Source organism: Pseudoduganella flava, from assembly GCF_007830495.1.
Classification (GTDB): domain Bacteria; phylum Pseudomonadota; class Gammaproteobacteria; order Burkholderiales; family Burkholderiaceae_D; genus Rugamonas; species Rugamonas flava.
This window is the reverse complement of record NZ_VLKW01000007.1, coordinates 36,459-59,828: the sequence shown is the minus strand read 5'-3', so window position 1 is coordinate 59,828 and position 23,370 is coordinate 36,459. Positions and strand designations below refer to the sequence as shown.

Below are 23,370 nucleotides of genomic sequence, written 5' to 3'. Positions count from 1 at the left end.
TTTTTTTCAGGAGAGCGCATGTCGATCGCCGCAGCACAACGCTTCCGCCGGCAAGTGGAAGCCTCGCCGGCCCTGCAGGCCGAAGTAGCGAAGTACCTGGAACTGGGCGAGATCGATTTCGTCGCGCTCGCAGCCATCGCGGCCCGCCACGGCGTCACGCTGACGCCGAACGAAGCACGCCTGCTGGCTGACGCTGCCGACCTAAAATAATTTCCAAAATTCGGGGACTGTCCCTCGAAACAGGAAATATTTCCAGAATCGAGGGACAGTCCCTCGTCGCTTTACAACCAGCTCAGCAGTTCATCTGCGTCGAAAACGCTAAGCGCCCGGCAATGTGCGGGATAACGGGCCAGCGGCTTTCATAGGGAGGCGGCGTGCCGGGTCTGCGAAAACCGTTTCCGCAAAAGTATTTCCAAAATCGAGGGACTGTCCCTCGTTTTAGGAAATATTTCCAGGATTGAGGGACAGTCCCTGTCGTTTGGTGTGGTTTTGCAACCAGCTCAGCAATTCAGGGACAGTCCCTGGTGTGGTTTTGCGACCAGCTCAGCTGTTGGCGTCGGCGTGGGCGGGGGATGGGTGGCGTTGCGCTTCGAGCAACGCGAGCATTTCCGGCAGCGGCATCGGGCGGGCGAACAGGTAGCCTTGCATGCCGGGGCTGCCGTGGGCGGCCAGGAACGCTGCCTGGTCGTGGGTTTCGACGCCTTCGGCCACGACGCGCAAGCCCAGGTGGGCCGCCATCGCGAGGATCGACTGGACTATCGCCGTGCCGTTCGCGTCGCCCGGCGTGTCGTGGATGAAGCTGCGGTCGATCTTCAGTTCGTACAGCGGCATCCGCTTCAGGTACGCCAGGCTCGAGTAGCCGGTGCCGAAGTCGTCGATCGAGAAGCGGATGCCCAGCTGCGCCAGCTCGTGCATCCGCGCGATCGTGTCGTCCAGGTTGTCGATCAGCAGTCCTTCCGTCACTTCGAAGATCAGTTGCGACGCCGGCGCGCCCGTCTCGGCCAGCGTCGCACGCACTTGCGCGACGAAGTCCGGCTGGCGGAATTGCGACGGGCTCACGTTCACCGACAGCGGCAGCGCATGCCCCGCAGCCGACAGCCGCAGCCACGCCAGGCAAGCCTGCCGCAGCGCGAAATGCCCCAGCTGGACGATCAGCCCGGTCGCCTCCGCCACGGGAATGAACTGGTCCGGCGGCACCGATGTGCCGTCCGCGCGGCGCCAGCGCATCAGCAGCTCGGCGCCGACAGGGCGGGCGTGCTGATCGACCTGCAGCTGCACGTGCATCTGCAGTTCGCCGTTCTGCAGCGCGTGCGACAGGTCGCGCTCCATCGTCAGCCGGCGCTCGACCTCTGCCCGCATCGTGTCTTCGAACAGCGCCACGCCATTGCGGCCGCCTGCCTTGGCGCGGTACATCGCGATGTCCGCCTCGCGCAGCAGGTCGTCCACCGTCTGGCCTTCGCGCGGCAGCAGCGCCACGCCGATGCTGGCGGACGACTGGTAAGCCTGGCCTTCGATGTGGAACCCCTGCATCAGCGCGGCGCGCACCCGCTCGGCCATCGCCAGCGCGCGCCGGGTCGCCGCCGTCTCCACCGTGCCGAGGTCGGCCAGCAGCACGACGAATTCGTCACCGCCCAGCCGCGCCACCGTGTCGTTCGCGTGCACGAGCTGCGACAGCCGCTGGGCCGCGGCGCGCAGCATCATGTCGCCCGTGGCGTGGCCCCGCGCATCGTTGATGTACTTGAAGTGATCGAGGTCGATGAACATCACGGCCGCATAGTGGCCGGCGCCCGCGGCGTCGAGCACCTGCTGCAGCCGGTCCATCAGCAGGCGGCGGTTCGGCAGGCCCGTGAGCACGTCGTAGAACGCCAGCTGGTGGATCGCGTCCGCCGCCTTGCGGCGTTCGGTCACGTCGCGCCCCACCAGCACCCAGTGCGTGTTGTTGCCGCCTTCGTCAGCGAACGGCACCAGTTCCATCTCGACCCAATACCATTGCCCGTCGCGCGTGTAGTTCACCAGTTCGGCCGATATGGAGCGCACGTCGCGCATCGCCTGCACCACGCGCGCCACCTCGTCCTGATCGGTGAGTGGTCCGTGCAGCATGCGCATGCTCTTGCCCAGCATCTCGTCGCGCGTGTAGCCGGTGCGGCGCAGCACGGCGTCGTTGGCGAACACGATCGGCTGCTCGGCGCCGGGGATCGGCACGGCGCGCGCGATCAGCACCATCTCGTTCAGGCACGAGACGGCGGCGGCCGTGAGGCGCAGTTCGCCATTGAGGTGCTGCAGTTCGTCCTGCCGTTCCTCCAGCGAGTCGGCGAACGTGCGCAGGTCCGTCAGCGAACGCGCGAGGCGCTGCAGCAGCACGCTGGACGTAATGGTCAGCAGCAGGCCGATGCAGGTGTAATTGAGCGTGACGACCAGCGTCGGCAGCGGCGCGTAATCGGGCATGCCCGTCACGTACAGCCGCGCGTGGCCCGTCAACGTCAACGCGATGATCGTCCCGGACGTGATGATCAGCGCCCCTATCGCCGGCCACAGGCCCAGCAGGATCGCCGCCAGGATCGGCGCGGCCAGCAGGTAGACCTGGCTGATCGGACCGACCGTCAGCATCATCGCCACGCCGATGAAGTACAGGATCGCCAGCAGATTGCATACGCGCGTCGCGTACGGCAGCCCGCGCGCGCGCCACAGGACCAGCACCCACACGAATGCCAGCGTGTCGACGAGCGCGATGGCCCACAGGCCCTCGTGCAGCGCGAGCGCGATGCTCGGCACCGCGGCGGCCGTGCCGACCATTGCCGTCGTCGACAGCAGGGATGCGAGGATCTGTGTGCGCCAGTGCGCGATATCGTTGAAGACCACGGAACTGCCTTGCCGGTTGGTGGAACATGGAAATCTTCATTTCCAAGGGGAAACAGGATACCGCGCCACCGTCCTGAAGTCACTAACTTCGGCTATTTTGTTGCTAGTTGCTCACAAAAGTGGCATTCCAGCTAATAATGCGACAAATTCCAGGCCGGCCATGCAGAATGGTTTGCACACCCCCGCATCAGCCCCTACTATTTTCCCCTAAGTAATTACCTGGAGCATTGCCCCGTGACCGATTTCGCCAGCACGCCCGACACCCCCGTCACCCCCGACACCTATACACCCCGCATGTTCGCGTGGCGCGGCCGGATCGGCCGGCTGCGCTACCTGGCGTACGTGCTCGGGCTGGGCCTGTTGACGACGGTGCCGCCGATGTTCCTCGTCGCGCTGCTCGCCAAGCCGGAATCGTCCGCCTACATTGCGGTGCAAGTCCTGGTGTCGGTGGCGAGCGTCGTCGTATCCGTCCTGCTGGGCAGGCGCCGCCTGAACGACATGGGCCATGCCGGCTGGCAGGCGTTCGGAATGATCATCCCGCTCGTCAACGTGGTTGTCTTCCTGTGGATCGCGTGCGCGCGTGGCGATGCGGGGCCGAACCGCCATGGGCCGGCACCCGGGCCAAACACGCCCGGCATTGTGGCCGCCGCGCTGCTGTTCGTGGCGCTGCTGGTGATCGGGGTCGTCGCCGCCTTCGTGAGCGGCCCGCATCCCGGCTACCAGAACCGCAACGCACCTTCGGGCCAGGTGTTGTGATGGCGCCGCCGACGACGTTCCCGGCGCTGCGCCGGCTTGCCTGCGCGGCCGGTGCCGCGCTCGCGCTGACCGGGTGCGGCACGCCCGGCGGTACGCCATGGCCGCTGACCGATGCGCAAAGCGCCCATCCAGCGGGCAAGGAATATGGCGAATACCTGCAGGATAACTGGACGACCGATTCGTTTGTGATGCTGCGCCGTTCGCGCCTGCTCCCAGCGGAGCAGCGCGTACTGCTGCTGTTGCTCACGCTGCCGATGGCGGTCGGCGGCGCGCACTGCGCGCCGGGGGAGATGCTGGAGATCGTGCAGGTCGACGGTGGGCGCGACGAGGTGTGGAAGGCCCGCGTGTGCGGCAAGGTGGTTGAAACGCCGTCGGCGCAACGTGCCGGGGGCCCTTGCCCGGCGGGAGCCGGTACCACCGATACCGCCGGCGGCACGAGCCTGGCCTGCAACGCCAGGCCGGCGTTTGCCACGGCTGCCGAGTTCCGCCGCCTGCACCCGGCCCCCGCGCAGCTCGAAGCGGCTGTAGCCGCCCATGCCGCGGCAAATGCGCGCCTGGTCGAACGGGCGCGGACCGGGCTGCGCACCGATGTCCACCTCGTCGCGCCCGACGGCGCCGCACAGGAAGGCTACGACGAATACTTCGCGGCGCCGCCCGTGCGGTTCCGCGAAGTGAGGAGCGAGCGCGAAAGCATCATCGTGGGCGACAGCATCTGCAGGAAACCGGCACGCGGCACCTTCCGCTGCGAGAACCTGCCACCCGACATGAACATGGATTTCGGTATGCGCAAGCTCGTACCCGACGCGATCATGTCGATCGCACAGTCGACTGTCGCGTGCGGGCAGGCGCGCTGCACATCGTATGAGATCGTGCAAGCCGCGTCACTCGAGGAGAACGGGCGGTGGCTGGTCACGGCCGAGCCGGACCTGAACCAGTATGTGCTGACGCTCGTCGTGACCCCGGATGGCATGCCGTATTCGTTCCGCGAACGGGAGCGCTCGAACGGCAAGGCAACCGGCATGGATGCGACCTTCCGTTACGCCTACGGCACCGCCGTCGCCAGCTTCGCGCTGCCGGCGAGCGGATCGCGTTGAGCGGGAGCGGCGCGCCTGCCGGGTCAGCACCCGCGCATTGCTGACGGCCGGCGGCTCCGCCGACCGGTACTGCAGCGTGCAGACGAGGCTTCGTTCAGCACCGCAGCCGCATCCCGATCGCGATCGCCGCCGCCGCATTGCGCGCCGCGCGCCGCACGTTCTCCGTGCCGGCCGCCAGCGCTTCGGCCACGGTGCCCGGACGGTTCACGGCGGCGAACACGGCGTCGATGCCGTGCGCGTGCACGAGGTGCGTGTCCGGCGCCAGCGAGCCGCCGATCGCGATCACCGGCACACCATGGCGCTGCGCGACGCGGGCGACACCGACCGGGGTCTTGCCGTTCACCGTCTGGCCGTCGATACGGCCTTCGCCGGTGACGACGACGTCCGCATCGGCCACGGCGGCATCGAGCCCCACCGCTTCGGTGACGATCTCGCTGCCGGGGCGCAGCCGGCCTTGCAGGAAGGCCAGCATCGCGGCACCGATGCCGCCGCCCGCGCCGGCGCCCGGCACGTCGGCCACGGCGCGGCCCGTGCAGGCGGCCACCAGTTCGCCGAAGCGGGCCAGGTTCGCGTCGAGGGTTTGCACCATCGCCGACGTCGCGCCTTTCTGCGGGCCGAAGATGGCTGACGCGCCGTTCGGGCCCGTCAGCGGGTTGCTGACGTCACAGGCGATGTCGAACGTGCTGCCGGCGATGCGGGCATCGAGCCCGGATGCGTCGATGTGCGCGAGCTGCGCCAGCGCGCCGCCGCCATCCGGGAGGTCGGCACCCGCCGCGTCAAGCGGGCGCACGCCGAGCGCGCACAGCATGCCCGCGCCGCCGTCGTTGGTGGCGCTGCCGCCGATACCGAGCACGAAGCGGCGCGCGCCCGCGTCGAGGGCGGCGCGGATCAATTCGCCGGTGCCGCGGCTCGTCGTGACCAATGGATCGCGCCGTGCCGGCGGCACCAGTTCCAGCCCGCTGGCGGCGGCCATCTCGATGACGGCCGTGACGCCGTCGCCCATGATGCCGTAGAACGCGGCGACGGGTTCTCCCAGCGGTCCCGTCACGGTGGCCTCGACGCGGCGGCCGCCGCTGGCATCGATCAGCGCCTGCACGGTGCCTTCGCCGCCGTCGGCGACGGGCAGTTTCACGTAGCGCGCGTCGGGCAGCACTTCGCGCATGCCTTGCTCGATGGCCTCGGCGACGGCCAGCGCGCTGAGGCTTTCCTTGAACGAATCGGGGGCGATGACGATCTTCATGGGGTTCACCGGTTGACGAGGCGGGCCGGCACGCGCAGCACCAGCACGGCGCCGACGAACAGCACGGAAGAGAGGATGTACAGCGCGACGTCGGTGCTGCCCGTCGCGTCCTTGATCCAGCCCACCAGGAACGGGCTGACGAAGCCGGCGATCTGGCCCAGCGAATTGATGAGGGCCAGGCCGGCCGCGGCGGCGGCGCTGCCGAGGAAGGCGGACGGCAGCGGCCAGAACATCGGCAGCGCCGTCAGCGCGCCCATCGTGGCCAGCGTCAGGCCCGTCATCACGATGACGGTATTGGTCGAGAAGTTCGCCGCCAGCAGCAGGCCGGCAAGGCCCATCAGCATTGGCACCGCCAGGTGCAGGCGGCGCTCGCCGCGCGCATCGGCGGAGCGGCCGACGAACACCATGAACACGCCGGCCAGCAGGTAGGGGATCGCGCTGAGCCAGCCGACCGTCACGGCGCTGGCGAAGCCCAGTGCCTTGATGATCGACGGCAGCCAGAAGTTCAGCGCGTACACGCCCATCTGGATCGAGAAGTAGATCACGCCCAGCATCCACACGTGCGGATTGGCGAACGCGCTGCCGGTCGACTGCACGGCTTGCGGTGCCTGCACGCGGCGTTGCTCGTCGTCGGCCAGCGCGACCAGCATCGCCGCCTTTTCGTCGGCCGTCAGCCAGCGCGCCTGGCGCACGCCTTCGGACAGGTAGCACCACACGGCCACGCCCAGCACCACCGTCGGCAGGCCTTGCAGCAGGAACAGCCACTGCCAGCCGGCGAGACCGCCCTGGCCGGCCGCGAAGTGCTCCAGCATCCAGCCGGACAGCGGACCGCCGATCAGGCCGGACACGGGAATCGCCGACATGAACAGCGCCATCACCTGGCCCCGTTTCGCGGCGGGGAACCAGTGCGTGAAGTACAGCACCATGCCGGGGAAGAAGCCCGCTTCGGCCACGCCGGTGAAAAAGCGCAGCACGTAGAACGACAGCGGCGACGTCACGGTCAGCATCGCGGCCGACAGCGCGCCCCATGCCACCATCATCACGGCGATCCAGCGGCGCGCGCCGATGCGGTGCAGGATCAGGTTGCTGGGCACGCCGGACAGCACGTAGCCGATGAAGAAGATGCCGGCACCCAGCCCGTACACGGTGTTGCTGAGCTTGAGCGCATCGAGCATCTCCAGCTTCGCGAAGCCGACGTTCACACGGTCCAGGTAATTGAACAGGTAGCAGACGAAGATGAATGGAATCAGGTGCCAGGTGGCCTTGCGATAGCCCCGCTCGAGGATGGGCGAAGCCGCGCCGGCGTCGGCGCGGGCGGCGGAAAGCGTGGTGCTCATGCATGTCTCCTTATCGTGGTTTGCCGATTATGTGGAAACGCGATGCCAAAGTCCTCGTGCATGCGCACAATAATCGAAGCCGTGGCAGTGCGAATTCCTGGGAATATGCACAAGCTTGCGCTAGACTCGCTGAATGGACATCCTGACCACCGGCCTCGCGCGGGACATCGTCGACCGCACCATGCGCATCATCCCGTTCAACGTCAACGTGATGGACGCGCACGGCACGATCCTGGCCAGCGGCACGCCGTCGCGCATCGGCGAGCTGCATGCGGGCGCGCTGCTGGCGCTGGCCAAGCAGGTGCCCGTGGAGATCGACGCGGCGACGGCGCGCAATATGCATGGCGCGAAGCCGGGCATCAACCTGCCGCTCGTCGTCAACGGCCAGGTGTGCGGCGCGGTGGGGCTGTCCGGCACGCCGGACGAGGTGCGCCAGTTCGGCGCGCTGGTGCGGCTGACGGCCGAGATGATCCTCGAGCAGGCCGCGCTGGCCGGCGCGCTGCAGCGCGACTCGCGCCACCGCGAAGCGTTCGTGCTGAACCTGATCCGCTACGACGAGGCGACGCGCGGCGAACTGGCGGCGTGGGGCCAGCGGCTCGGGCTCGACTTTGGCCGCACCCAGCTCGTGTTCCTGCTGCAGCTGGACGACGGTGCCGACGCGCTGGCCGAGATCCAGCGTCTGCAACTGCGTCTACTGGCCCGCGACGGCGCGCTGCTGACGGCGGCCGCGGGCCCGCGCGAGATGGTGCTGCTGGCATCGTACGACCCGGCCTCGGCGCCGCCACCGCGCCGGCAAGGCGACCTGCTGGCGGCCATGCTGCGCGACGAATGCCGGCAGCCGCATGCGCTGGCGATGGGTATCGCGCTGCCGGGCGTCGACGGCGCCGCGATCTCGTACCAGAGCGCGCAGGCGGCCGCCCGCATCGGCCGCGCGCGCGACCCGGCCGCGCGCCGCTTCAGCTACGACGAGCTGGCGCTGCCCGTGCTGCTGTCGGGCCTGGGCGCGGGCTGGCAGGCGCGCCAGCTGCGCCAGCCGATGGCCCGCCTGCATGCCGGCGACCGCAAGGGCCTGTTGCGCCGCACGCTGGACGCATGGTTCGCCCATGACGGCAATGGGGGAGCCACGGCGGCCGCACTGCACATCCACCGCAACACGCTCGATTACCGGCTGCGGCGCATCGCCGACATCACGGGGCTGGACCTGGCGCGCACCGAGGACCGCTTCCTGCTGTACGTGTCCGCGCTGCTGGAAACGCCGTGACGCGTGCTAGACTGGTTCTTCTTCCGCGCCTTTCACGATGATCACCCAGCCCTTCACCGACCTCCACGTACGCAGCTACGGCGCGCGCGAGGCGCCCGACCGCCATGCGTTCGCGCAGCTCGTGCTGCCCGTTTCTGGCGCCGTCGTGCTCGAGATCGAGGGCAGGGAAGGGCGGCTCGATCCGCTGCATGGCGCGCTGGTGGCGCCGGGCGCCTGGCATACTCAGAGTGGCGCGGCCGGCAACCGCTCGCTGATCGTCGACGTCGACGCCGCCTTCATCGACGCCCAGCGCGAGCGCCTGCTGGAGCGGCCGTTCACCGCATTGCCGCCGGCCGCCCGCAAGCTGGTCGACTACATGGCGCTGATGGCCGACGCACCCGCTACCGGCGGCGTGCTGGCGAACTGGGTGCCGCTCCTGCTGGACACGCTGGCCGCCAGCCCCGTGCAGCCGGCCTCGCGGCTGGCCGCGTTGCGCGCCCGCGTCGAGGCGGAACCGGGGCTGCCATGGAGCACGGCGGCGATGGCGCAAGCTGCCGGCGTTAGCGTCAGCCGCCTGCATGCGCTGTTTCGCAGCGAGCTCGATACCAGCCCGCACGCTTGGCTGCTGGCGCTGCGCCTGGACCGGGCCTGCGCCTGGCTGGCCAACACTACCCGGCCGATCGCCGACGTGGCGCTGGCGGCCGGCTTCTCCGACCAGAGCGCGCTGACGCGGGCAATGCGCGACACGCTGGGCGTCACCCCGGCCGCTTACCGCCGCGCCGTGCAGGATTCGTCAAAAACACTGTAGACGGCGCCAAGACGGCCGCGCCGCCGCCACCGAGAATTCCCGCTTTCTGGAGATTTCATCGATGGTGGTTCATGACATCCGCCGCGGCATCGCCGCCGGCATCGCGGCCGGCGCCCTGTGGGGACTGGTCTTTCTCGCGCCGGAACTGACGCCGGGCTTCAAGCCGCTGCAGCTGTCCGCCGGCCGCTACCTCGCGTACGGCGCCGTGGCTGCGCTGCTGATCGCGCCGATGTGGCGCACGCTGCGCACGCGCCTCACGTGGCGCACCTGGCGCGGCCTGGCGTGGCTCGCGTTCAGCGGCAACATCCTGTATTAAGTGCTGCTGGCGGAGGCCGTGCAATCGGGCGGCGTGGCGATGGCATCGCTCGTGATCGGGTTGCTGCCCGTGGCCGTCACGCTTGCGGGCTCCCGCGACCGGCATGCCGTGCCGCTGCGCCGGCTGCTGCCGTCGCTGGCGCTCAGCATCGCGGGCCTGGCATGCATCGGCTGGCAGTCGCTGGCCGTGTCGCCGGGCGGCCTGCTGTGCGCACTGGGCGCGCTGGCATCGTGGACCGCGTACGCCGTCGGCAACAGCCGCTGGCTCGGCCGGCTGCACGACGTGGGCGCCCATGAATGGAGCCTGCTGCTGGGCGTCGTCACGGGGGCCGAGGCGCTGCTGCTGGCGGTACCCGCGTTCGTGCTGATGGACGGCACGGCGACGGCCGCGCAATGGTGGCGCTTTCTCGGCGTCGTCAGTGCGGTGGCGCTGCTGTGCTCCGTGCTCGGCAACGCGCTGTGGAACCGCGCCAGCCGCGCGTTGCCGCTGGCGTTGACGGGCCAGATGATCGTGTTCGAGACGGTGTTCGGCCTGCTGTATGGCCTGGTGTGGGAAGCACGCCTGCCGACGGCGCTGGAAGCGGCCGCGATGCTGCTGCTGGTGGCAGGCGTGGTGTCGTGCACGGCGGCGCACCGCCCGGTGCGGACGGTGCGCCGCAGCCCGCCGTCAGTCGAGGACCTGCACGAGCCAGTCCATGCCGAAGCGGTCGCACACGGCGCCGAAGGCTCCCGTCCACGACGTCTCACGTAGCGGTAACCGCACGTTGCCGCCGTCGGCCAGCGCATCGAGCGTGCGCTGCGCCGCCGCGCGGTCGGGCAGGGTCAACGTCAGCGAAACGCCGGCGAAGGTGGGGGTGTCGCGGTGGCCGTCGGACAGGTAGACAACACTGTCGCCGATGCGCAGCGCGGCACGCAGCACCTTGTGCTCGGTGCCGGGTTTTTGCTGGGCCAGCGGGATGTCGGTGGCGACCTTTTTGATGAACAGCAGCTCGGCGCCGAGCGCCTTGCCGTAGAACGCAATGGCATCGTCGCAAATGCCAGGGAAGTAGATGGTGGGTGTCAGTTGCATGAGTCGCCTCGATTCAATGGGGATGCAAAGACCCGCCGAGCGACTCCGCCTGGATCAAGCCAGGACGTTTCAATCCAGGAGTCGCGCCCTCATGAGCTTTCGGTGGGGACAGGTTTTCACGATGGCCTCCTTTCCTGGGGTTGAACGGTAGCGGCCAGTGTAGCGCAGGTAGCCGGCATAAACAAAGGCTTCTTGCGGCATCACCGGGCTGCTGCCTTTTCTAACTCGCCGGCTTGATCCGCCTCCGACCACCCCGCCCCCAGCGACTTGTAGAGCGCAATGACCCCGCGCACTTCCTCCCATTGGCTGAGGGCCAGTTCATCGCGCGCCTGGTTGACCGTGCGCTGCGCCACCAGCACGGGCAGGTAAGCGCTCAAGCCGCGGCCGTACAGTCGGGTCGCATGGTCCAGCGCTTGCTGGCTGTCCGCAACGGCGAGCCGCAACGATGCTTGCCGCTGGCGTTCGCTAGTCCATCCTGTCAATGCATCTTCCACGTCGCGTAGCGCCAGCCGCACGTCCCGTTCGTAGACCAGCCGGGCCGCGTCGGCATTGGCCTGTGCGCCGGCTACCCCGGCCTGGGCGCGCCCGCCGTCGTAGAGGGACTGGCTGACCTGCACTCCGGCCACCCACGCCATGCTGGCACTGGAGAAGAGGCGGTGAATGACGCTCGCGGTGGTGCCGATGCCCAGCGGGATACTGAACTTGGGGACGCGCTCGGCCTCCGCCACGCCGATCTGCGCGGTGGCGGCGGCAAGGCGCCGTTCGTCCGCCCGCAAATCGGGGCGTTGGCGTATCACTTCGGAAGGCAACGACAGCGGCAAGCGCGCAGGCCTGGGCAGGGCGGGCGCCGGCGCGGCCAACGCTGCGTGCCAATCGCCGGGGAAACCGCCCGCCAGGACGCCGATGGCGTGGCTGAAACGGGCGATATCGGCGTCCATCAAGGGCGGCTGCGCTTCGGCCAGTTCCCGTTCGGCGCGCGCCTGCATCACGGTCGCCAGCGTGCCGAACCCCGTGCGTTGCGACTGTTCAGCCAAGCGCTCGGCTTCGACCAGCGTGCGGATGTTGGCGTGCGCGATCCCCAGGCGCAGCTGGGTGGCACGCAGCCCGGCGTAATTTGACACGAGTTCGGCGACGAGGCTCACCTGCAGCGCGCGGCGGTCTTCCGTCAGCGCCGCGATGCCCGCATCGGCCGCTTCGACCGCCCGGCGCGTGCCGCCGAACAGGTCCAGCTCCCAGCTCGCATCGAAACCAAGCTGCCAGGTGCGCGACTCGCCGCCGGGTTGCCCGCCGAGCGCCTTGCTGCTGCGCCGGGTCTCGCCGGAACCTCCAGCGCTCACATGAAGTCCGGTTGCCGAGGCGATCTGCACGCGCTCGGCGCGCGCCTGCCGCAGGCGCGCCAAGGCGATATCGAGATCCTGGTTGCGCGCCAGCGTCTGGTCCACCAGGCTGTCGAGCATGGGATCGTCGAACGATCGCCACCACGTGCGCAGTCCCTCCTCGTCGCTGGCGGTCGTGGCGCGATGGTCCTCGATCCAGTTGGCAGGCACACTCACAGTGGGCGCGTGATAGTCGGGGCCTGCCGTCGTGCAGCCCGACAGGGCCGCCACTAACGAGAAGAGCAACAATGCGCCGCGACGGCGCAACCGGGGATGATTGGAAGATGCGTACATGATCGTTCCTTACATCCAGCGGTGCAGCAGCGCGATGAGCCGGCCCTGCGGTGGCGCGTCGGCTCCCGGCGCCGCCACCTCGATGCTGCCCGTCATGCCGGCAGACAGCACCAGGTCCTGCGGGAATTTTTCAAACGCGATCCGCACGGGAATGCGCTGCGCCAGGCGGATCCAGCTGAAGCTTGGCGCGACGTTCGGCAAGCCCTGCGCGTCGGCCTGCTGGTTGGTGTCGGTGATGCCGCGGCCGATGCTGACTACCCGGCCGGCAAGCACGCCGTCAAACCCCATCAATCGGATCCGCGCCGGTGCGCCGGGGCGGATGCCGTGCAATTTGGTCTCCTCGAAATAGCCGGTGATCAGGAAGCTCTTCGCGTCCACCAGGGCGATGTTCGGTTGGCCGGCCACCGCGTAGTCGCCCTTGTTCAAGCGCAGGCGTGTGACATATCCATCGGCGGGAGCACGCAGGACGGTGCGCTCGATATTGAGCCTGGCCATGTCGACGGCGACCTGCGCACCACGCAGCTCGGCCTGGGCGATCGCCACCGCCTGGTTCGCACGCTGGATTTCTTCGCCAGGGACCAGGGTTTCCATGCCCTGGCGCCGTTTCGCGTCCTCGGTTTTCTGGCGCAGCGCGGCATGCGCCGCCGCCAACTGCGCCTCGGCCTGTGCGAGCGCCAGCGTGAAGTGGGCAGGGTCGATGCGGTACAACACATCCCCCTGTTTGACATACCGGTCGTCCGATACCGGGACCTCCGCGACTGTGCCGGACACCTCCGGCGCGATCCGCACGATCTGCGCACTGACGCGGCCATCGCGCGTCCACGGCGCGAGCACATAGGCGCGCCACAGCGCGCTGACCAGGATGCCGGCAGCAACGATGGCAATGAGGGTGAGTGCCGCGCGGATGAGCGGCTTGACGGGGAAGGAACGTTTAGACATGGAGAATCAGCACTGATACAAGGCAGAGGGAAATCGCGAACTCGAACAAACCCGGGTGCCACACCCACCGCAACAGGCCACTGCGGGCGAGCACGAAGCGAAGCGCCAGGTAGATCGGCAGCGCGATACACGCATAGACAAAAAATGGCGGCAGGTAGATTCCCGCCAACGAGAACTCACTGAGCATCGGCATGGCCTCCAGGTCGTTGGGAAAAGTAATCGGCGTGGTGCTCGAGCAGCGCTGCGATATCGAGCAGTACGACCGCCCAGCGCTGCGCGTCGGCCATCGCGGCTTGTTCCGTCAACGGCAACCGCGCCAGGGATTGCGCAGCACGGCGGGCGTGCCGCGCGGCCAGGCGGGGCGCACGGGCCCGCCGGCTCACATGGCGAAAAGCGACGGCGAGCAGGCTGCGCGCCGCGCTGTCCCGCGGTTGCCGACGCAACCAATCGCGCACTCGCAGCACTTCCCGACCGAGATGCATACTGGCCAACGCATCGGCAATGGATCGGTCCATCGCTTCCGGCTGCGCTTTGAGCAGGGCACCGAGTTGCGCCGTTCGATGCTGCTGGCGCCATTGCCATGCCTTCGCATCCGTGCGCTTGCCGGTGAAGGTGCCCAGCGCCTCGTTGCGGATCGCAACGCGCAGGCGCGACAGGTCCCGCGACAGGTCCCGCGGCAGCACGATCCGGAAGCCCAGCAGCGTGAAGAACGTCGCCAGGATCCAGGCCACCGAATTGTTGAGGAAGACGGCGAAGTCGTAGCGCATCGGATTGTCCGCCGCGGCCAGCGTCGTGAACGCGACGAGATAGGCCACGCCGGCCAATGCATGGCGGGGCAGTGTCGTCGCATAAATGGCGGGCAACCAGAACAGGCCCAGAACCGCCAGCAACAGCGGCAGCCCGGAGATATGGGGCAGCACGACGAACGAGCAGAGAAACGCCATCACGACGGCGATCACAGTGCCCTTGATGAAGGCGACGGCGCCGAGCGGCGGGTTCGGCGCCGTGCACAGCAGCGCGCATGCCGCCGCCAGTCCGGCCAGCATCAGGTTCCCGTTCGTCCACCCGGTCGCGATCCAGAAGGCCCCGCCCAGTACGACGGTCAGCAATGCCCGCAAGCCGTTCTGGAGCGCCGCCCACGTGTCGCGGTGAAATGGTACGGCGACGCTTGCCGCTGTCGGCCGATGCCGGTGGAAGCGCCCGATGCCATCGAGGGCTTCCAGGTAGTCGTCGAGCTGTTCGATCAGCCGGTCGCCGGCGATCAGCAATGCCGCATGCTCCGATGCTTCGCTCAGCGATGTCCCGGCAAGCTGCGCGACCGTTTGCGCACGCAGGTCGGCCAGCGTGTGAACGGCGCGCTGCAGCCCGATCGGACCTGGTTCCTGCACCAGCGCCTGGCTGGCCTGTTGCCACGCCTGCTCCCATGCCGGCTGCAGCGATCGCAGCGCATGCAAGCTCGCACTGCCTTGCCGCATCGGCGGCGTGCCGCCGACCAGCGCGGCGAACAAGGCCACCATCGTGTGCCGAACGGTCGCCGCGCGGTGCGCCAGGTCGGCGGACTCGGATTTGCCGAGGGCCAGCAGGTCATCCACGCCATACACTTCAACAATGAGGTTGCGCCTGCCCGCATCCAGTGTCCTGGCGCCCGGTGCGCGGTCACCGTGGATGGCCTGGTGGTTCGTCGCGAGAAGGTCCGCCGTGGCCGATGCCAGGCGATGCAACTGCGCCGCGAGGCGGCTGCGTACGCTCCGTGTGCTGAAGAGTGCGGACACGATGCCCAGGCAAACGACGCCAACGAGCACGGAAGCGCCGCGCCCCATCACCTGGTCGAACGCGAGTTCCGGATGCTGCATGGCACCGGCGGCGGCCAGCCCCACGGTGTATCCAGCAAGGGTTGCGCCATACGCCCGGAAATGCCGCAACAGCGTCATCCCCACCACGCAGATACCCACCCACGCGCCAAAGCCGATCAGGAACAGCCAGGGGCTCTGCCCGAATGCGCTCATCAAGATGAAGGCTGCCAGCATGCCGGCCAAGGTGCCGAGCACCCGCCAGACGCCCTTGCCGATGACGGCGCCCTGCACCGGATTGATGACGAGCAGAACGGAGGATGCCGCGGCATACGGCGGATGCAGATCCAGCAGATAGGCCACCACCAGCGCCAGCCAGGCCGCGAGAATCGAGCGCATCACATACGTGGCGCGCGGCGTCGTCAGGTCGAGGTAGGCCAGTCCGCTAGCGAACCACTCCCGTAACCGGGAGAAGCAGGAGCACAGGATGGCTGGAAGGGGCGATGGCGCATTCGCAGGACGCACGATAAAACTCTTTTGCAGTGATCGATATGCATCACTGTAGAGACCATCGATCGTTCAGAAAAGTGAATTTGTTGCACTTACACTAGTGCGTCAGACGCACTGATGCAGGGGTCTACTCTCAGGTTCGCGTCCGTTTGGCCGCCTGCGCGGCATCCTCATTGCAGAGCGCGTGGATTGTCTGCCGCAGCCATTGATGGGCAGGGTCGCTGTCCAGCCGCGGATGCCAGGCCTGCGTCAGCAGCACGGTCTCCAGCGGCGTCGGCAGGTCGAATAGGCGGATGCGCAGACCCGCGGCGCGAGCACTGCTGGCGAGGTGCTTCGGCAGCGGTAGCAGCAGATCGGAGTCCTGCAACGCGAACAATGCCGTGTAGGGACTGGGGACCACCAGCGCGACATGCCGGCGCAGGCCCAACGCTTCCAGCGCGGTGTCCACCGGCCCGACGGACTTCCCCCGCCGCGACACGTTGACGTGCTCCCAGCGGGTCAGGCGCTCGGGCGTGATCTCGTCGTCGAAAATCGGGTGGTTGGTGCGGGCGACGCCGACGAACGTCGTGGTGAACAGCGACTGCACGCGAATCTCCGGCCCTAGTTTGCGCGACGCGCTGATGAACAGGTCGATGCGGCCGCTGCGCAGCGCCTCCTCGTCCACGTCATCTTCTTCCGGCGAAAAACGCAGCATCGCGCGCGGCATGTCCACCGCCATCGCGCCCAACAGATGGCCCAGGTGGATGCTGACGAATTCATCGGTGGCACGGACGTTGAACCGCCTGTCGAGCGACTTCAGGTCGATGCCGGTGCCAGGTTCGAACACCTGGGTCGCCTGTTCGACCGCCATGCGCACCTGCTCGCGCAACGCCAGCGCCTTCGGTGTCGGCATCAGCTTGCGGCCGACCTGGACGAAGACCGGGTCATCCAGCGCTTCGCGAATGCGGCTCAACGTACGGCTCATCGCCGGCGGGCTCAGATTCATGCGCCGCGCAGCGCCGATGACGCTGCCTTCCGCCAGCAACGCATCCAGCGCCAGGAGCAGGTTCAGGTCCGGCCGCGCCATATTGGTCCCTTCGATTGATCACGAAAACGCAATCATAGTGCAGGTTCGATTACCGCATACAACATCATGCGGACGAAAAAAAGCCCGCCATGAAGGCGGGCCCGCAGGATGACGGTTGCGCCTATTTGCGCGTGCCCGCGCTCTTGTCGCGGATTTCGCGGAACTCGGAATCCTTCGCCCAGTTCGGCCAGTCGCGCGATTCGGCCAGGTCGCGGCCCAGGCCATACAGCAGCTGCAGGTCGCTGGCCATGCCGGTGAATGGCCACTGCGCGCTCCATTCGTCCGACGGCTGGTGGTAGTTGTCGGTGACGTACTTGTCTTCCGCGCCCTTGCCGGCGGCGACACCGCCCTCGACCCAGTCCTCGCCCGAGCCGAACGACACGGCCGGCACGCCGCGCTTGGCGAACGGGAAGTGGTCGGAGCGGAAGAAGTGGCCCGCTTCCGGTTTCGGGTCCGGCGCATAGGCCTGGTTGCGGGCACGGGCCTTGGCGATCAGCTGGTCCAGCAGGTCCAGCTTCGCGCTGCCGGAGATCGTGAAGTTGCGCGCCGGGCCGAAGGGGCTCAGGGCATCCATATTGATCACGCCGACCGTCTTCTCGAGCGGGTACAGCGGGTTGGCCGCATAGTACTCGGAGCCCAGCAGGCCCTTTTCCTCGGCCGTCACGGCCAGGAAGGCCACGCTGCGCTTCGGTGCCGGTGCCTTCGCATAGGCGCGCGCCAGCTCCAGCAGTGCGGCGATGCCAGTGGCGTTGTCGACGGCGCCGTTGTAGATCTTGTCGCCCTTCGCATCCGGCAGACCGACGCCCAGGTGGTCCCAGTGACCGCTGTAGATCACCGTCTCGTCGGGCCGCTCGGTGCCGGCGATGCGCGCGGCCACGTTCTGCGACTTGATCACCTGCGCATCGACGGCGTAGTGGGCCGTCAGCGTGACGCCGTTCAAAGGCATCGGCTTGAAGTCGCGGCTTTGCGCCGCTTTCTTGGCCGTGTCGAAATCAAGGCCGGCGCGCTTGAACAGGTCGGCGACCGCGTCGCGCTGGATCCATGCTTCCATCGGCGCGTGCGACTTGGCCGGGTCCTTGCGCACGATGTCGTACATGACGTTCGTGTTCGAGTTCTTCACCGTGGCCCAGCCGTACGATGCCGGCGCCGTCTCGTGCACGATGATCGTGCCCAGCGCGCCGCGGCGGGCCAGTTCCTCGTACTTGTAGGTCCAGCGGCCGTAGTAGGTCATCGCCTTGCCGCCGAAGTCGCCCGCGCCCGTCTCGAAGTCCGGGTCGTTGATCAGCACCACGGCCAGCTTGCCCTTCAGGTCGACGCCCTTGAAGTCGTCCCAGTTGCGCTCCGGCGCCGTCACGCCGTAGCCGACGAACACCAGGGGCGCGTTCTTGAAGTCGACCAGCTTCTTGCCATTCATCGCCGCGCGCACGGCCATCTGTTCGCCCTGTTCGTACGTGAGCTTGTCCTTGCCGGCGCCGACCGTCAGCGTGACGGGCCCCTTGATCTCGAAGCGGCCCAGCGGCACTTCCTGCGTCCACACACGCTTGCCCTTGACCATGTCGCCGCCCGGCTGCAGGCCGGCCGCCTTGAACTGTTCGACCAGGTAGGCAATCGTCTTCTTCTCGCCCGCCGTGTTCGGGCCGCGGCCTTCGAACTCGTCGGAGGCAAGCACCTTCACGTGCTGCGACAGGCGCTGCGGATCGAACGTGGGGTTATCGGCATGCGCCGCGAATGCGGCGAACAGCAGGGTGGCCAGCAGGGTTTTTTTCACCGGGACTCTCCTTGTGCAAAGCAATGATGCAGAAAAAGCCAAGTATCGTCGGAACGCCTGGCCGCGTCAAAACGTTTGTTGGTCGCTGCCCCTTTGTCTATCGCTGTCGGCATGGCATCATCGCCTCATGGACCCCGAGATCAGCTCACATCAACTGGATACGGCCGACGGCCCCCGTCATTACCTTGTCGCCCGCCCGCCGGGCAGTGCGGGGCAGCGGCTGCCGGCGATCCTGCTGCTGCATGGGCATGGCCAGTCGGGCGCCTACATGCTGGGGCAGGCGCCGTTCTTCGGCTACCGCACGCGGATCTGGGCGCAGCTGGCGGCGCGCGAGCGCGTGCTGCTGATCGCGCCGGACGGCACGCCGGCCAGCGACGGCCGGCGCGCGTGGAACGATTGCCGCGCCGATGCGCAAACGAACGCGCCGACGGACGATGTGGCCTTTCTCGGCGCGCTGCTCGACCGCGCGATCGATGCCGAGGGCGCGGATCCGCAGCGCATCTACGCGTTCGGCAGCTCGAACGGCGGCGGCATGGTGTACCGGCTGGCGATCGAGATCGGCGCGCGCCTCGCGGCGATCGCCACGCAAAGCGCCGTGCTGCCGGCGCACAGCCGCTGCGCCGCGCCCTCGCATCCGCTGCCGGTGCTGCTGACGCACGGCACGGCCGATCCGATCACGCCGTATGCGGGCGGTGCCATCAGCGCGCCCGGCATGCAGGGCAGGGGCACCGGCATCGGCGTGGAGGCGACCGCGGAAGTGTGGCGCACACTTGCCGGCCTGCCGCCGGCACCGGTCACCGAGCGCATCGCGCGGCGCTACCCGGGCAACGCCACCGCCGTGGTGCGCCTGACGTGGGGCAGGCAGGATGGCCCGCAGGTCGTGCTGCTGAGGGTCGAAGGGGGCGGTCACACGGCGCCGGCGGGCGACGAGGTGTTGCCGAACATGCTGCGCCAGCTGGTCGGTGAACAGAACCGTGACGTCGACCTCGCGGCCGAGGCGTGGACGTTCTTTCAAGGCCGGCGCAGGCAAACGTGACAGAAGCTGAACACTCTGTCGCTTTTCCGTCGTGGCCCGCCGCGCACGAATGAATTCCTGAGCCGCGGTAATTTGCACGCTGCTAGTATCCGGTGTCACGCCTTGCGCCGGAATTTTCATGGGTTCGTTCTTCGCCAACATCTACAAGGCCATCGGCCGCCACTCGTTGCCGGCGCTTGTCTTCGTCGCCGGTCTCGCCGCTTCCGGCTGGGCCTACGTGGCGCGGTTCGAGCATGCCGAGGCGCAGCGCATGGACCAGTTGCGCGACGCGGCCGAGGACTATGTCTTCCTGCTGCGCCACCGGCTCGACCTGTATGCCGGCGCCAGCCGCGACCTGGGCGCGTTCTTCAGCGCGTCGAACCAGATCGAGGCGGAGGAATTCGCCGCATTCGTCAACGCCAGCCGCGTGTTCGACCGGCTGGACGGGGTGCGCGCACTGGGCTACCTGCCGCGCGTGCCCAGCCGGGAGGCGGAGCGCTTCGAGGCGGCGGCGTCCCGTCAATTCCCCGGCTACCGGATCACCGAGCGCCGGCCCGGCGCCGAGGACTATTACCCGCTGCTGTATGGCCAGCACGCTTCCGACCCGGCCCGCATCGACACGCTGCGCGGGCTCGATTATGCCGCGGCGCCGGAGCGGCGCACGGCGATGGAGGAAGCTGCGTGGCGCGACGCCCCGACGGCAACCCGCCGGATGGCTGCCGTGCGTGACCCGGAGCAGCGCCAGGTGATCCTGATCTTCTCGCCGGTGCGCACCCCGCGCGCCAGCGCGACCCCTGCGCAACCGGAAGGCTCGCTGCGCGGTTTCATCTTCTCCGCGTTGTATCTCGACCGGCTGTTCCTCGGTTTCGACAACGGCCGCATGGCGCGCGAATTCGACCTCGAAGTGTACGACGGCGCTGTCACGTCGGAGAACGTGGTGTTCGATGCGGACGGCACGCCCCATGCGCTGCATGCCAAGCCGCGGCGCCTGCTGGCCCATTCGGCCGAAGTGCAGTTCGCCAACCGCCGCTGGCTGATCTACTTCTATGCGAAACCGGCCGGCGTGGACATTGGCTCCGTGCACGCCGCCGCACTGGTGGCGCTGCTTGGCGTGCTGCTGTCGACGATCGCCAGCTATGCGGTCGCCGCCTGGCCGCGCTACCGGGCACGCAAGCGGGCGATGCACGATTTTTCGGAGCGCTTCGCCGGCTTCTTTGAAAACCATCCGTTCGCCGTCTATGCGATGGATGCCCAGCGCCGCTTCCTGCACGTGAACCAGCAGATGGCGAAGGAACTGGGTGTTCCGGCCGAGACGCTGGTCGGGACCGAGATCGACCAGTACGTCAGCAACGAGGACCGCGGCGAGGTCGCGCGCAAGTTCGGCGAGGCGCTGCGCGGCCAGGCCGTCGCGTACACGACCCGGGTCACCGACCACGCGGGCCGCCGCTCGGACATGTCGATCGTGCTGATCCCGATGAGCATCGGCGACCGCGTCACGCACGTGCTGGGCTTTGCCGAGAACATCACGGAGCGCAAGGAGGCGGAGCGCGCGCTGTACGCATCGCGGCAGATGCTGCAGCTTATCCTCGACAATATTCCGCAGAGCGTGTTCTGGAAAAACCTCGACAGCGTGTACGAAGGCGGCAACCGCGCGCTGCTGGCCGACGCCGGCCTCGCCAGCGACACGGAACTGATCGGCAGGACAGACTTCGACCTGCGCTGGAAGGGCCAGGCGGAGCACTACCGCCAGGTGGACCTGGAAGTCATGTCGTCCGGGGTGCCGCGCATGCGGATGCAAGGCCTGGACGTGCGCCCGGACGGCACCGAGTGCTGGATCGAGACCAACAAGATTCCGCTGAAGGACGACACGGGCCGTGTGGTCGGCGTGCTGGCGGTGACGGAGGACATCACGGCGCGCAAGTACATGGAACAGGAGCTATTCCGCCGCGCCAACCACGATCCGCTGACGGGGCTGCCGAACCGGGGCTACTTCAACAGCCACCTGGAACAGGCCGTCGCGCGCGCGCAGCGGGGCGGGCCGATGGCGCTGATGTACTTCGATATCGACCGCTTCAAGCAGATCAACGACACCTACGGCCACGACGTCGGCGACGACGTGATCCGCATGTTCGCGAGCCGTGTGCGCGCCGTCGTGCGCGAAGCGGACTTCCTGGCGCGGCTGGGCGGCGACGAGTTCGTGCTGGTTGCCGAGGGATTGAGCGGCACCGGCGACGGCGCCGTGATCGCCGGGAAGATCCTGGCCGCGATGGTGCCGCCGTTCCAGCTGGGGATGGCCGCGCTGCGCGTGACGACCAGCATCGGCGTCGCGTGCGTCGCGCCGGGCATGAAGCCGGAGACGCTGATCAAGGCGGCCGACCAGGCGATGTACGACGCCAAGCGCGCCGGGCGCGGCTGCTTCCGCGAGGCTACCAGCCCGGCCGTCCAGCCGGTCGAATGAGCCCCTACAGATAACGCGCCAGCAGCGCGCCATCGGCCGGCGCATCGAGCTCGATGCGCACGACGTGGCCGCTGCCCGGCGCGACGGCGATGGCGCTGCCGTCGTCCGCCAGCATGCGGTCGATCGTGATGTCGCGGTTGCCGGCAGGGTGCACGACCTCGATGCGGTCACCGACGGCGAAGCGGTTCTTCACGTCGATGCGCGCCCAGCCATCCTCGATGCCGAGCACGTCGCCGACGTACTGGCTGCGGTCCACTTCGGACGCACCGCGCATGTAGTTCTGGTAGGACTGCGTGTGGTGGCGCTGGTAGAAGCCGTCCGTGTAGCCACGGTTCGCCAGGCCTTGCAGCTGGCCCAGCAAGCCTTCGTCGAACGGGCGGCCGGCCACGGCGTCGTCGATCGCGCGGCGATACACCTGGGCGGTGCGCGCCACGTAGTACAGCGACTTCGTGCGGCCTTCGATCTTCAGCGAATCGACGCCGATCTTCACCAGCCGCTCGATGTGCTCGACGGCGCGCAAGTCCTTCGAATTCATGATGTAGGTGCCGTGTTCGTCCTCGAGGATCGGCATCAGCTGGCCGGGCCGCTGGGCTTCCTCGATCAGGTACGGGCGGTCCGCCAGCGGATGGCGCGGCTGCTGGTGCAGCGCCGACAGGGGCCGCTCCGCCTCCGCGACGGCGCGGTGGAAATCGATCGGCACCACTTCCATCCGCGCCAGGTCGCCGCTGGCGTCTTCATCCGCATTCGCCACCTTGTAATCCCAGCGGCAGGAATTGGTGCAGGTGCCCTGGTTCGGATCGCGGTGGTTGAAGTAGCCGGACAGCAGGCAGCGCCCCGAGTAGGCGATGCACAGCGCGCCGTGCACGAACACTTCCAGTTCCATCTCCGGGCATTGCTGGCGGATTTCCTCGATCTCGTCCAGCGACAGCTCGCGCGACAGGATCACGCGCGTCAGGCCCATGCGGTGCCAGAACTTCACGTCCGCCCAGTTCACCGCGTTGGCCTGCACGGACAGGTGCACCGGCACTTCCGGCCATTTATCGCGCACCATCATGATGAGGCCCGGGTCGGCCATGATCAGCGCATCGGGGCGCATCGCGATCACGGGTTCCATGTCGCGCAGATAGGTCTTCAGCTTGGCGTTGTGCGCGAAGATGTTACTGGCGACGAAAAACTGCTTGCCGCGCGCATGGGCACCGTCGATGCCTTCGCGCAGCGCCTGCAAGGTGGAGAAATCGTTGTTGCGCACCCGCAGGCTGTAGCGGGGCTGGCCGGCATACACGGCGTCGGCGCCGAAATCGAAGGCGGCATGCATCTTGGCCAGCGAGCCGGCGGGGAGGAGAAGTTCGGGAGCGCGCAGCATGGTCAAAGCTGCGTATGCTAGAGGCCGCTATCCTGTCTTTCCTTGATCTTGATCAAAAAATCCAGCCGTCGCT

Annotated in this window: 18 protein-coding genes and 1 pseudogene; 8 read left to right on the top strand and 11 right to left on the bottom strand. The window is 68.0% G+C overall.

Annotation, left to right across the window (positions count from 1 at the left end):
- The first annotated feature begins 18 nt into the window (after nucleotides 1-18).
- Nucleotides 19-210: a Nif11 family protein gene (locus IP92_RS18180; protein WP_158206789.1), complete on the top strand. Its 192-nt coding sequence runs from the start codon at nucleotides 19-21 to the stop codon at nucleotides 208-210.
- A gap of 333 nt (nucleotides 211-543) precedes the next feature.
- On the opposite strand, the gene IP92_RS18175 is transcribed toward IP92_RS18180, so the two are convergent.
- Complete coding sequence (locus IP92_RS18175) at nucleotides 544-2,859, bottom strand: putative bifunctional diguanylate cyclase/phosphodiesterase (RefSeq protein WP_229418839.1); 2,316 nt, start codon at nucleotides 2,857-2,859, stop codon at nucleotides 544-546.
- 234 nt (nucleotides 2,860-3,093) lie between these two features.
- Here IP92_RS18175 and IP92_RS18170 point away from each other — a divergent pair, with 234 nt between their 5' ends.
- Both IP92_RS18170 and IP92_RS18165 read left to right on the top strand, forming a co-directional pair.
- Nucleotides 3,094-3,615, top strand: coding sequence for a DUF805 domain-containing protein (locus IP92_RS18170; RefSeq protein WP_145877614.1), 522 nt, complete (start codon nucleotides 3,094-3,096; stop codon nucleotides 3,613-3,615).
- A complete protein-coding gene (locus IP92_RS18165; RefSeq protein ID WP_145877612.1) occupies nucleotides 3,615-4,709 on the top strand; it encodes a hypothetical protein in 1,095 nt (364 codons plus the stop codon). Before IP92_RS18170 ends, IP92_RS18165 begins: the two co-directional genes overlap by 1 nt.
- Nucleotides 4,710-4,803: 94 nt before the next feature.
- Here the strand turns inward: IP92_RS18165 and IP92_RS18160 are convergent, their stop codons facing one another.
- Both IP92_RS18160 and IP92_RS18155 read right to left on the bottom strand, forming a co-directional pair.
- Nucleotides 4,804-5,949, bottom strand: a complete 1,146-nt coding sequence (locus IP92_RS18160) for a glycerate kinase (protein WP_145877609.1) — start codon at nucleotides 5,947-5,949, stop codon at nucleotides 4,804-4,806.
- A 5-nt stretch (nucleotides 5,950-5,954) separates the two neighbouring features.
- Nucleotides 5,955-7,286, bottom strand: a complete 1,332-nt coding sequence (locus IP92_RS18155; RefSeq protein WP_145877607.1) for an MFS transporter — start codon at nucleotides 7,284-7,286, stop codon at nucleotides 5,955-5,957.
- Between the two features lie 133 nt (nucleotides 7,287-7,419).
- Here IP92_RS18155 and IP92_RS18150 point away from each other — a divergent pair, with 133 nt between their 5' ends.
- From IP92_RS18150 to IP92_RS18140, 3 genes and pseudogenes are all read left to right on the top strand, one after another.
- Nucleotides 7,420-8,547 carry a sugar diacid recognition domain-containing protein gene (locus tag IP92_RS18150; protein WP_145877605.1) on the top strand — a complete coding sequence of 376 codons (1,128 nt, stop codon included), beginning with the start codon at nucleotides 7,420-7,422 and terminating at the stop codon, nucleotides 8,545-8,547.
- A gap of 37 nt (nucleotides 8,548-8,584) precedes the next feature.
- Entirely contained in the window at nucleotides 8,585-9,334 is a 750-nt protein-coding gene (locus IP92_RS18145; RefSeq protein WP_145877603.1) for a helix-turn-helix transcriptional regulator, read from the top strand.
- A gap of 76 nt (nucleotides 9,335-9,410) precedes the next feature.
- Nucleotides 9,411-10,400, top strand: a pseudogene (locus IP92_RS18140) (DMT family transporter).
- On the opposite strand, the gene IP92_RS18135 reads toward IP92_RS18140, so the two are convergent.
- The 7 genes from IP92_RS18135 to IP92_RS18105 form a co-directional block, all read right to left on the bottom strand.
- Complete coding sequence (locus tag IP92_RS18135; protein WP_145877601.1) at nucleotides 10,317-10,718, bottom strand: VOC family protein; 402 nt, start codon at nucleotides 10,716-10,718, stop codon at nucleotides 10,317-10,319. The pseudogene IP92_RS18140 and the gene IP92_RS18135 sit on opposite strands and share 84 nt — an antisense overlap.
- 200 nt (nucleotides 10,719-10,918) lie before the next feature.
- On the bottom strand, nucleotides 10,919-12,388 hold the full coding sequence (locus tag IP92_RS18130; RefSeq protein ID WP_145877598.1) for an efflux transporter outer membrane subunit: 1,470 nt from the start codon (nucleotides 12,386-12,388) through the stop codon (nucleotides 10,919-10,921).
- Nucleotides 12,389-12,397: 9 nt separating this feature from the next.
- Nucleotides 12,398-13,327 (bottom strand): efflux RND transporter periplasmic adaptor subunit, encoded by a 930-nt coding sequence (locus IP92_RS18125; RefSeq protein ID WP_145877596.1) that lies wholly within the window; start codon nucleotides 13,325-13,327, stop codon nucleotides 12,398-12,400.
- Entirely contained in the window at nucleotides 13,320-13,514 is a 195-nt protein-coding gene (locus tag IP92_RS18120; protein ID WP_145878121.1) for a DUF1656 domain-containing protein, read from the bottom strand. Before IP92_RS18120 ends, IP92_RS18125 begins: the two co-directional genes overlap by 8 nt.
- On the bottom strand, nucleotides 13,504-15,516 hold the full coding sequence (locus tag IP92_RS18115) for an FUSC family protein (RefSeq protein WP_145878120.1): 2,013 nt from the start codon (nucleotides 15,514-15,516) through the stop codon (nucleotides 13,504-13,506). The genes IP92_RS18120 and IP92_RS18115 overlap by 11 nt, the downstream gene beginning before the upstream one ends.
- A 244-nt stretch (nucleotides 15,517-15,760) precedes the next feature.
- Nucleotides 15,761-16,693 (bottom strand): LysR family transcriptional regulator, encoded by a 933-nt coding sequence (locus IP92_RS18110; RefSeq protein WP_145877593.1) that lies wholly within the window; start codon nucleotides 16,691-16,693, stop codon nucleotides 15,761-15,763.
- A 121-nt stretch (nucleotides 16,694-16,814) separates the two neighbouring features.
- Nucleotides 16,815-18,461, bottom strand: coding sequence for a M28 family metallopeptidase (locus tag IP92_RS18105; protein WP_145877590.1), 1,647 nt, complete (start codon nucleotides 18,459-18,461; stop codon nucleotides 16,815-16,817).
- A 127-nt stretch (nucleotides 18,462-18,588) separates the two neighbouring features.
- On the opposite strand from IP92_RS18105, the gene IP92_RS18100 reads away from it, so the two are divergent.
- Nucleotides 18,589-19,497, top strand: coding sequence for a CE1 family esterase (locus IP92_RS18100; protein ID WP_145877588.1), 909 nt, complete (start codon nucleotides 18,589-18,591; stop codon nucleotides 19,495-19,497).
- A gap of 118 nt (nucleotides 19,498-19,615) precedes the next feature.
- Nucleotides 19,616-21,934, top strand: coding sequence for a sensor domain-containing diguanylate cyclase (locus tag IP92_RS18095; RefSeq protein WP_145877586.1), 2,319 nt, complete (start codon nucleotides 19,616-19,618; stop codon nucleotides 21,932-21,934).
- A 4-nt stretch (nucleotides 21,935-21,938) separates the two neighbouring features.
- Here the strand turns inward: IP92_RS18095 and trhP are convergent, their stop codons facing one another.
- Nucleotides 21,939-23,297 carry a prephenate-dependent tRNA uridine(34) hydroxylase TrhP gene (trhP, locus tag IP92_RS18090; RefSeq protein ID WP_199271800.1) on the bottom strand — a complete coding sequence of 453 codons (1,359 nt, stop codon included), beginning with the start codon at nucleotides 23,295-23,297 and terminating at the stop codon, nucleotides 21,939-21,941.
- Nucleotides 23,298-23,370 lie beyond the last annotated feature (73 nt).

What these genes read in the sequence shown, in the direction of transcription:
- IP92_RS18180 (WP_158206789.1), top strand. Translation starts at nt 19, where the DNA reads ATGTCGATCGCCGCAGCACAACGCTTCCGCCGGCAAGTGGAAGCCTCG.
- IP92_RS18165 (WP_145877612.1), top strand. Translation starts at nt 3,615, where the DNA reads ATGGCGCCGCCGACGACGTTCCCGGCGCTGCGCCGGCTTGCCTGCGCG.
- IP92_RS18160 (WP_145877609.1), bottom strand. Translation starts at nt 5,949, where the DNA reads ATGAAGATCGTCATCGCCCCCGATTCGTTCAAGGAAAGCCTCAGCGCG.
- IP92_RS18155 (WP_145877607.1), bottom strand. Translation starts at nt 7,286, where the DNA reads ATGAGCACCACGCTTTCCGCCGCCCGCGCCGACGCCGGCGCGGCTTCG.
- IP92_RS18150 (WP_145877605.1), top strand. Translation starts at nt 7,420, where the DNA reads ATGGACATCCTGACCACCGGCCTCGCGCGGGACATCGTCGACCGCACC.
- IP92_RS18145 (WP_145877603.1), top strand. Translation starts at nt 8,585, where the DNA reads ATGATCACCCAGCCCTTCACCGACCTCCACGTACGCAGCTACGGCGCG.
- IP92_RS18135 (WP_145877601.1), bottom strand. Translation starts at nt 10,718, where the DNA reads ATGCAACTGACACCCACCATCTACTTCCCTGGCATTTGCGACGATGCC.
- IP92_RS18130 (WP_145877598.1), bottom strand. Translation starts at nt 12,388, where the DNA reads ATGTACGCATCTTCCAATCATCCCCGGTTGCGCCGTCGCGGCGCATTG.
- IP92_RS18125 (WP_145877596.1), bottom strand. Translation starts at nt 13,327, where the DNA reads ATGTCTAAACGTTCCTTCCCCGTCAAGCCGCTCATCCGCGCGGCACTC.
- IP92_RS18120 (WP_145878121.1), bottom strand. Translation starts at nt 13,514, where the DNA reads ATGCTCAGTGAGTTCTCGTTGGCGGGAATCTACCTGCCGCCATTTTTT.
- IP92_RS18115 (WP_145878120.1), bottom strand. Translation starts at nt 15,516, where the DNA reads ATGCGCTCGATTCTCGCGGCCTGGCTGGCGCTGGTGGTGGCCTATCTG.
- IP92_RS18110 (WP_145877593.1), bottom strand. Translation starts at nt 16,693, where the DNA reads ATGGCGCGGCCGGACCTGAACCTGCTCCTGGCGCTGGATGCGTTGCTG.
- IP92_RS18100 (WP_145877588.1), top strand. Translation starts at nt 18,589, where the DNA reads ATGGACCCCGAGATCAGCTCACATCAACTGGATACGGCCGACGGCCCC.
- IP92_RS18095 (WP_145877586.1), top strand. Translation starts at nt 19,616, where the DNA reads ATGGGTTCGTTCTTCGCCAACATCTACAAGGCCATCGGCCGCCACTCG.
- trhP (WP_199271800.1), bottom strand. Translation starts at nt 23,297, where the DNA reads ATGCTGCGCGCTCCCGAACTTCTCCTCCCCGCCGGCTCGCTGGCCAAG.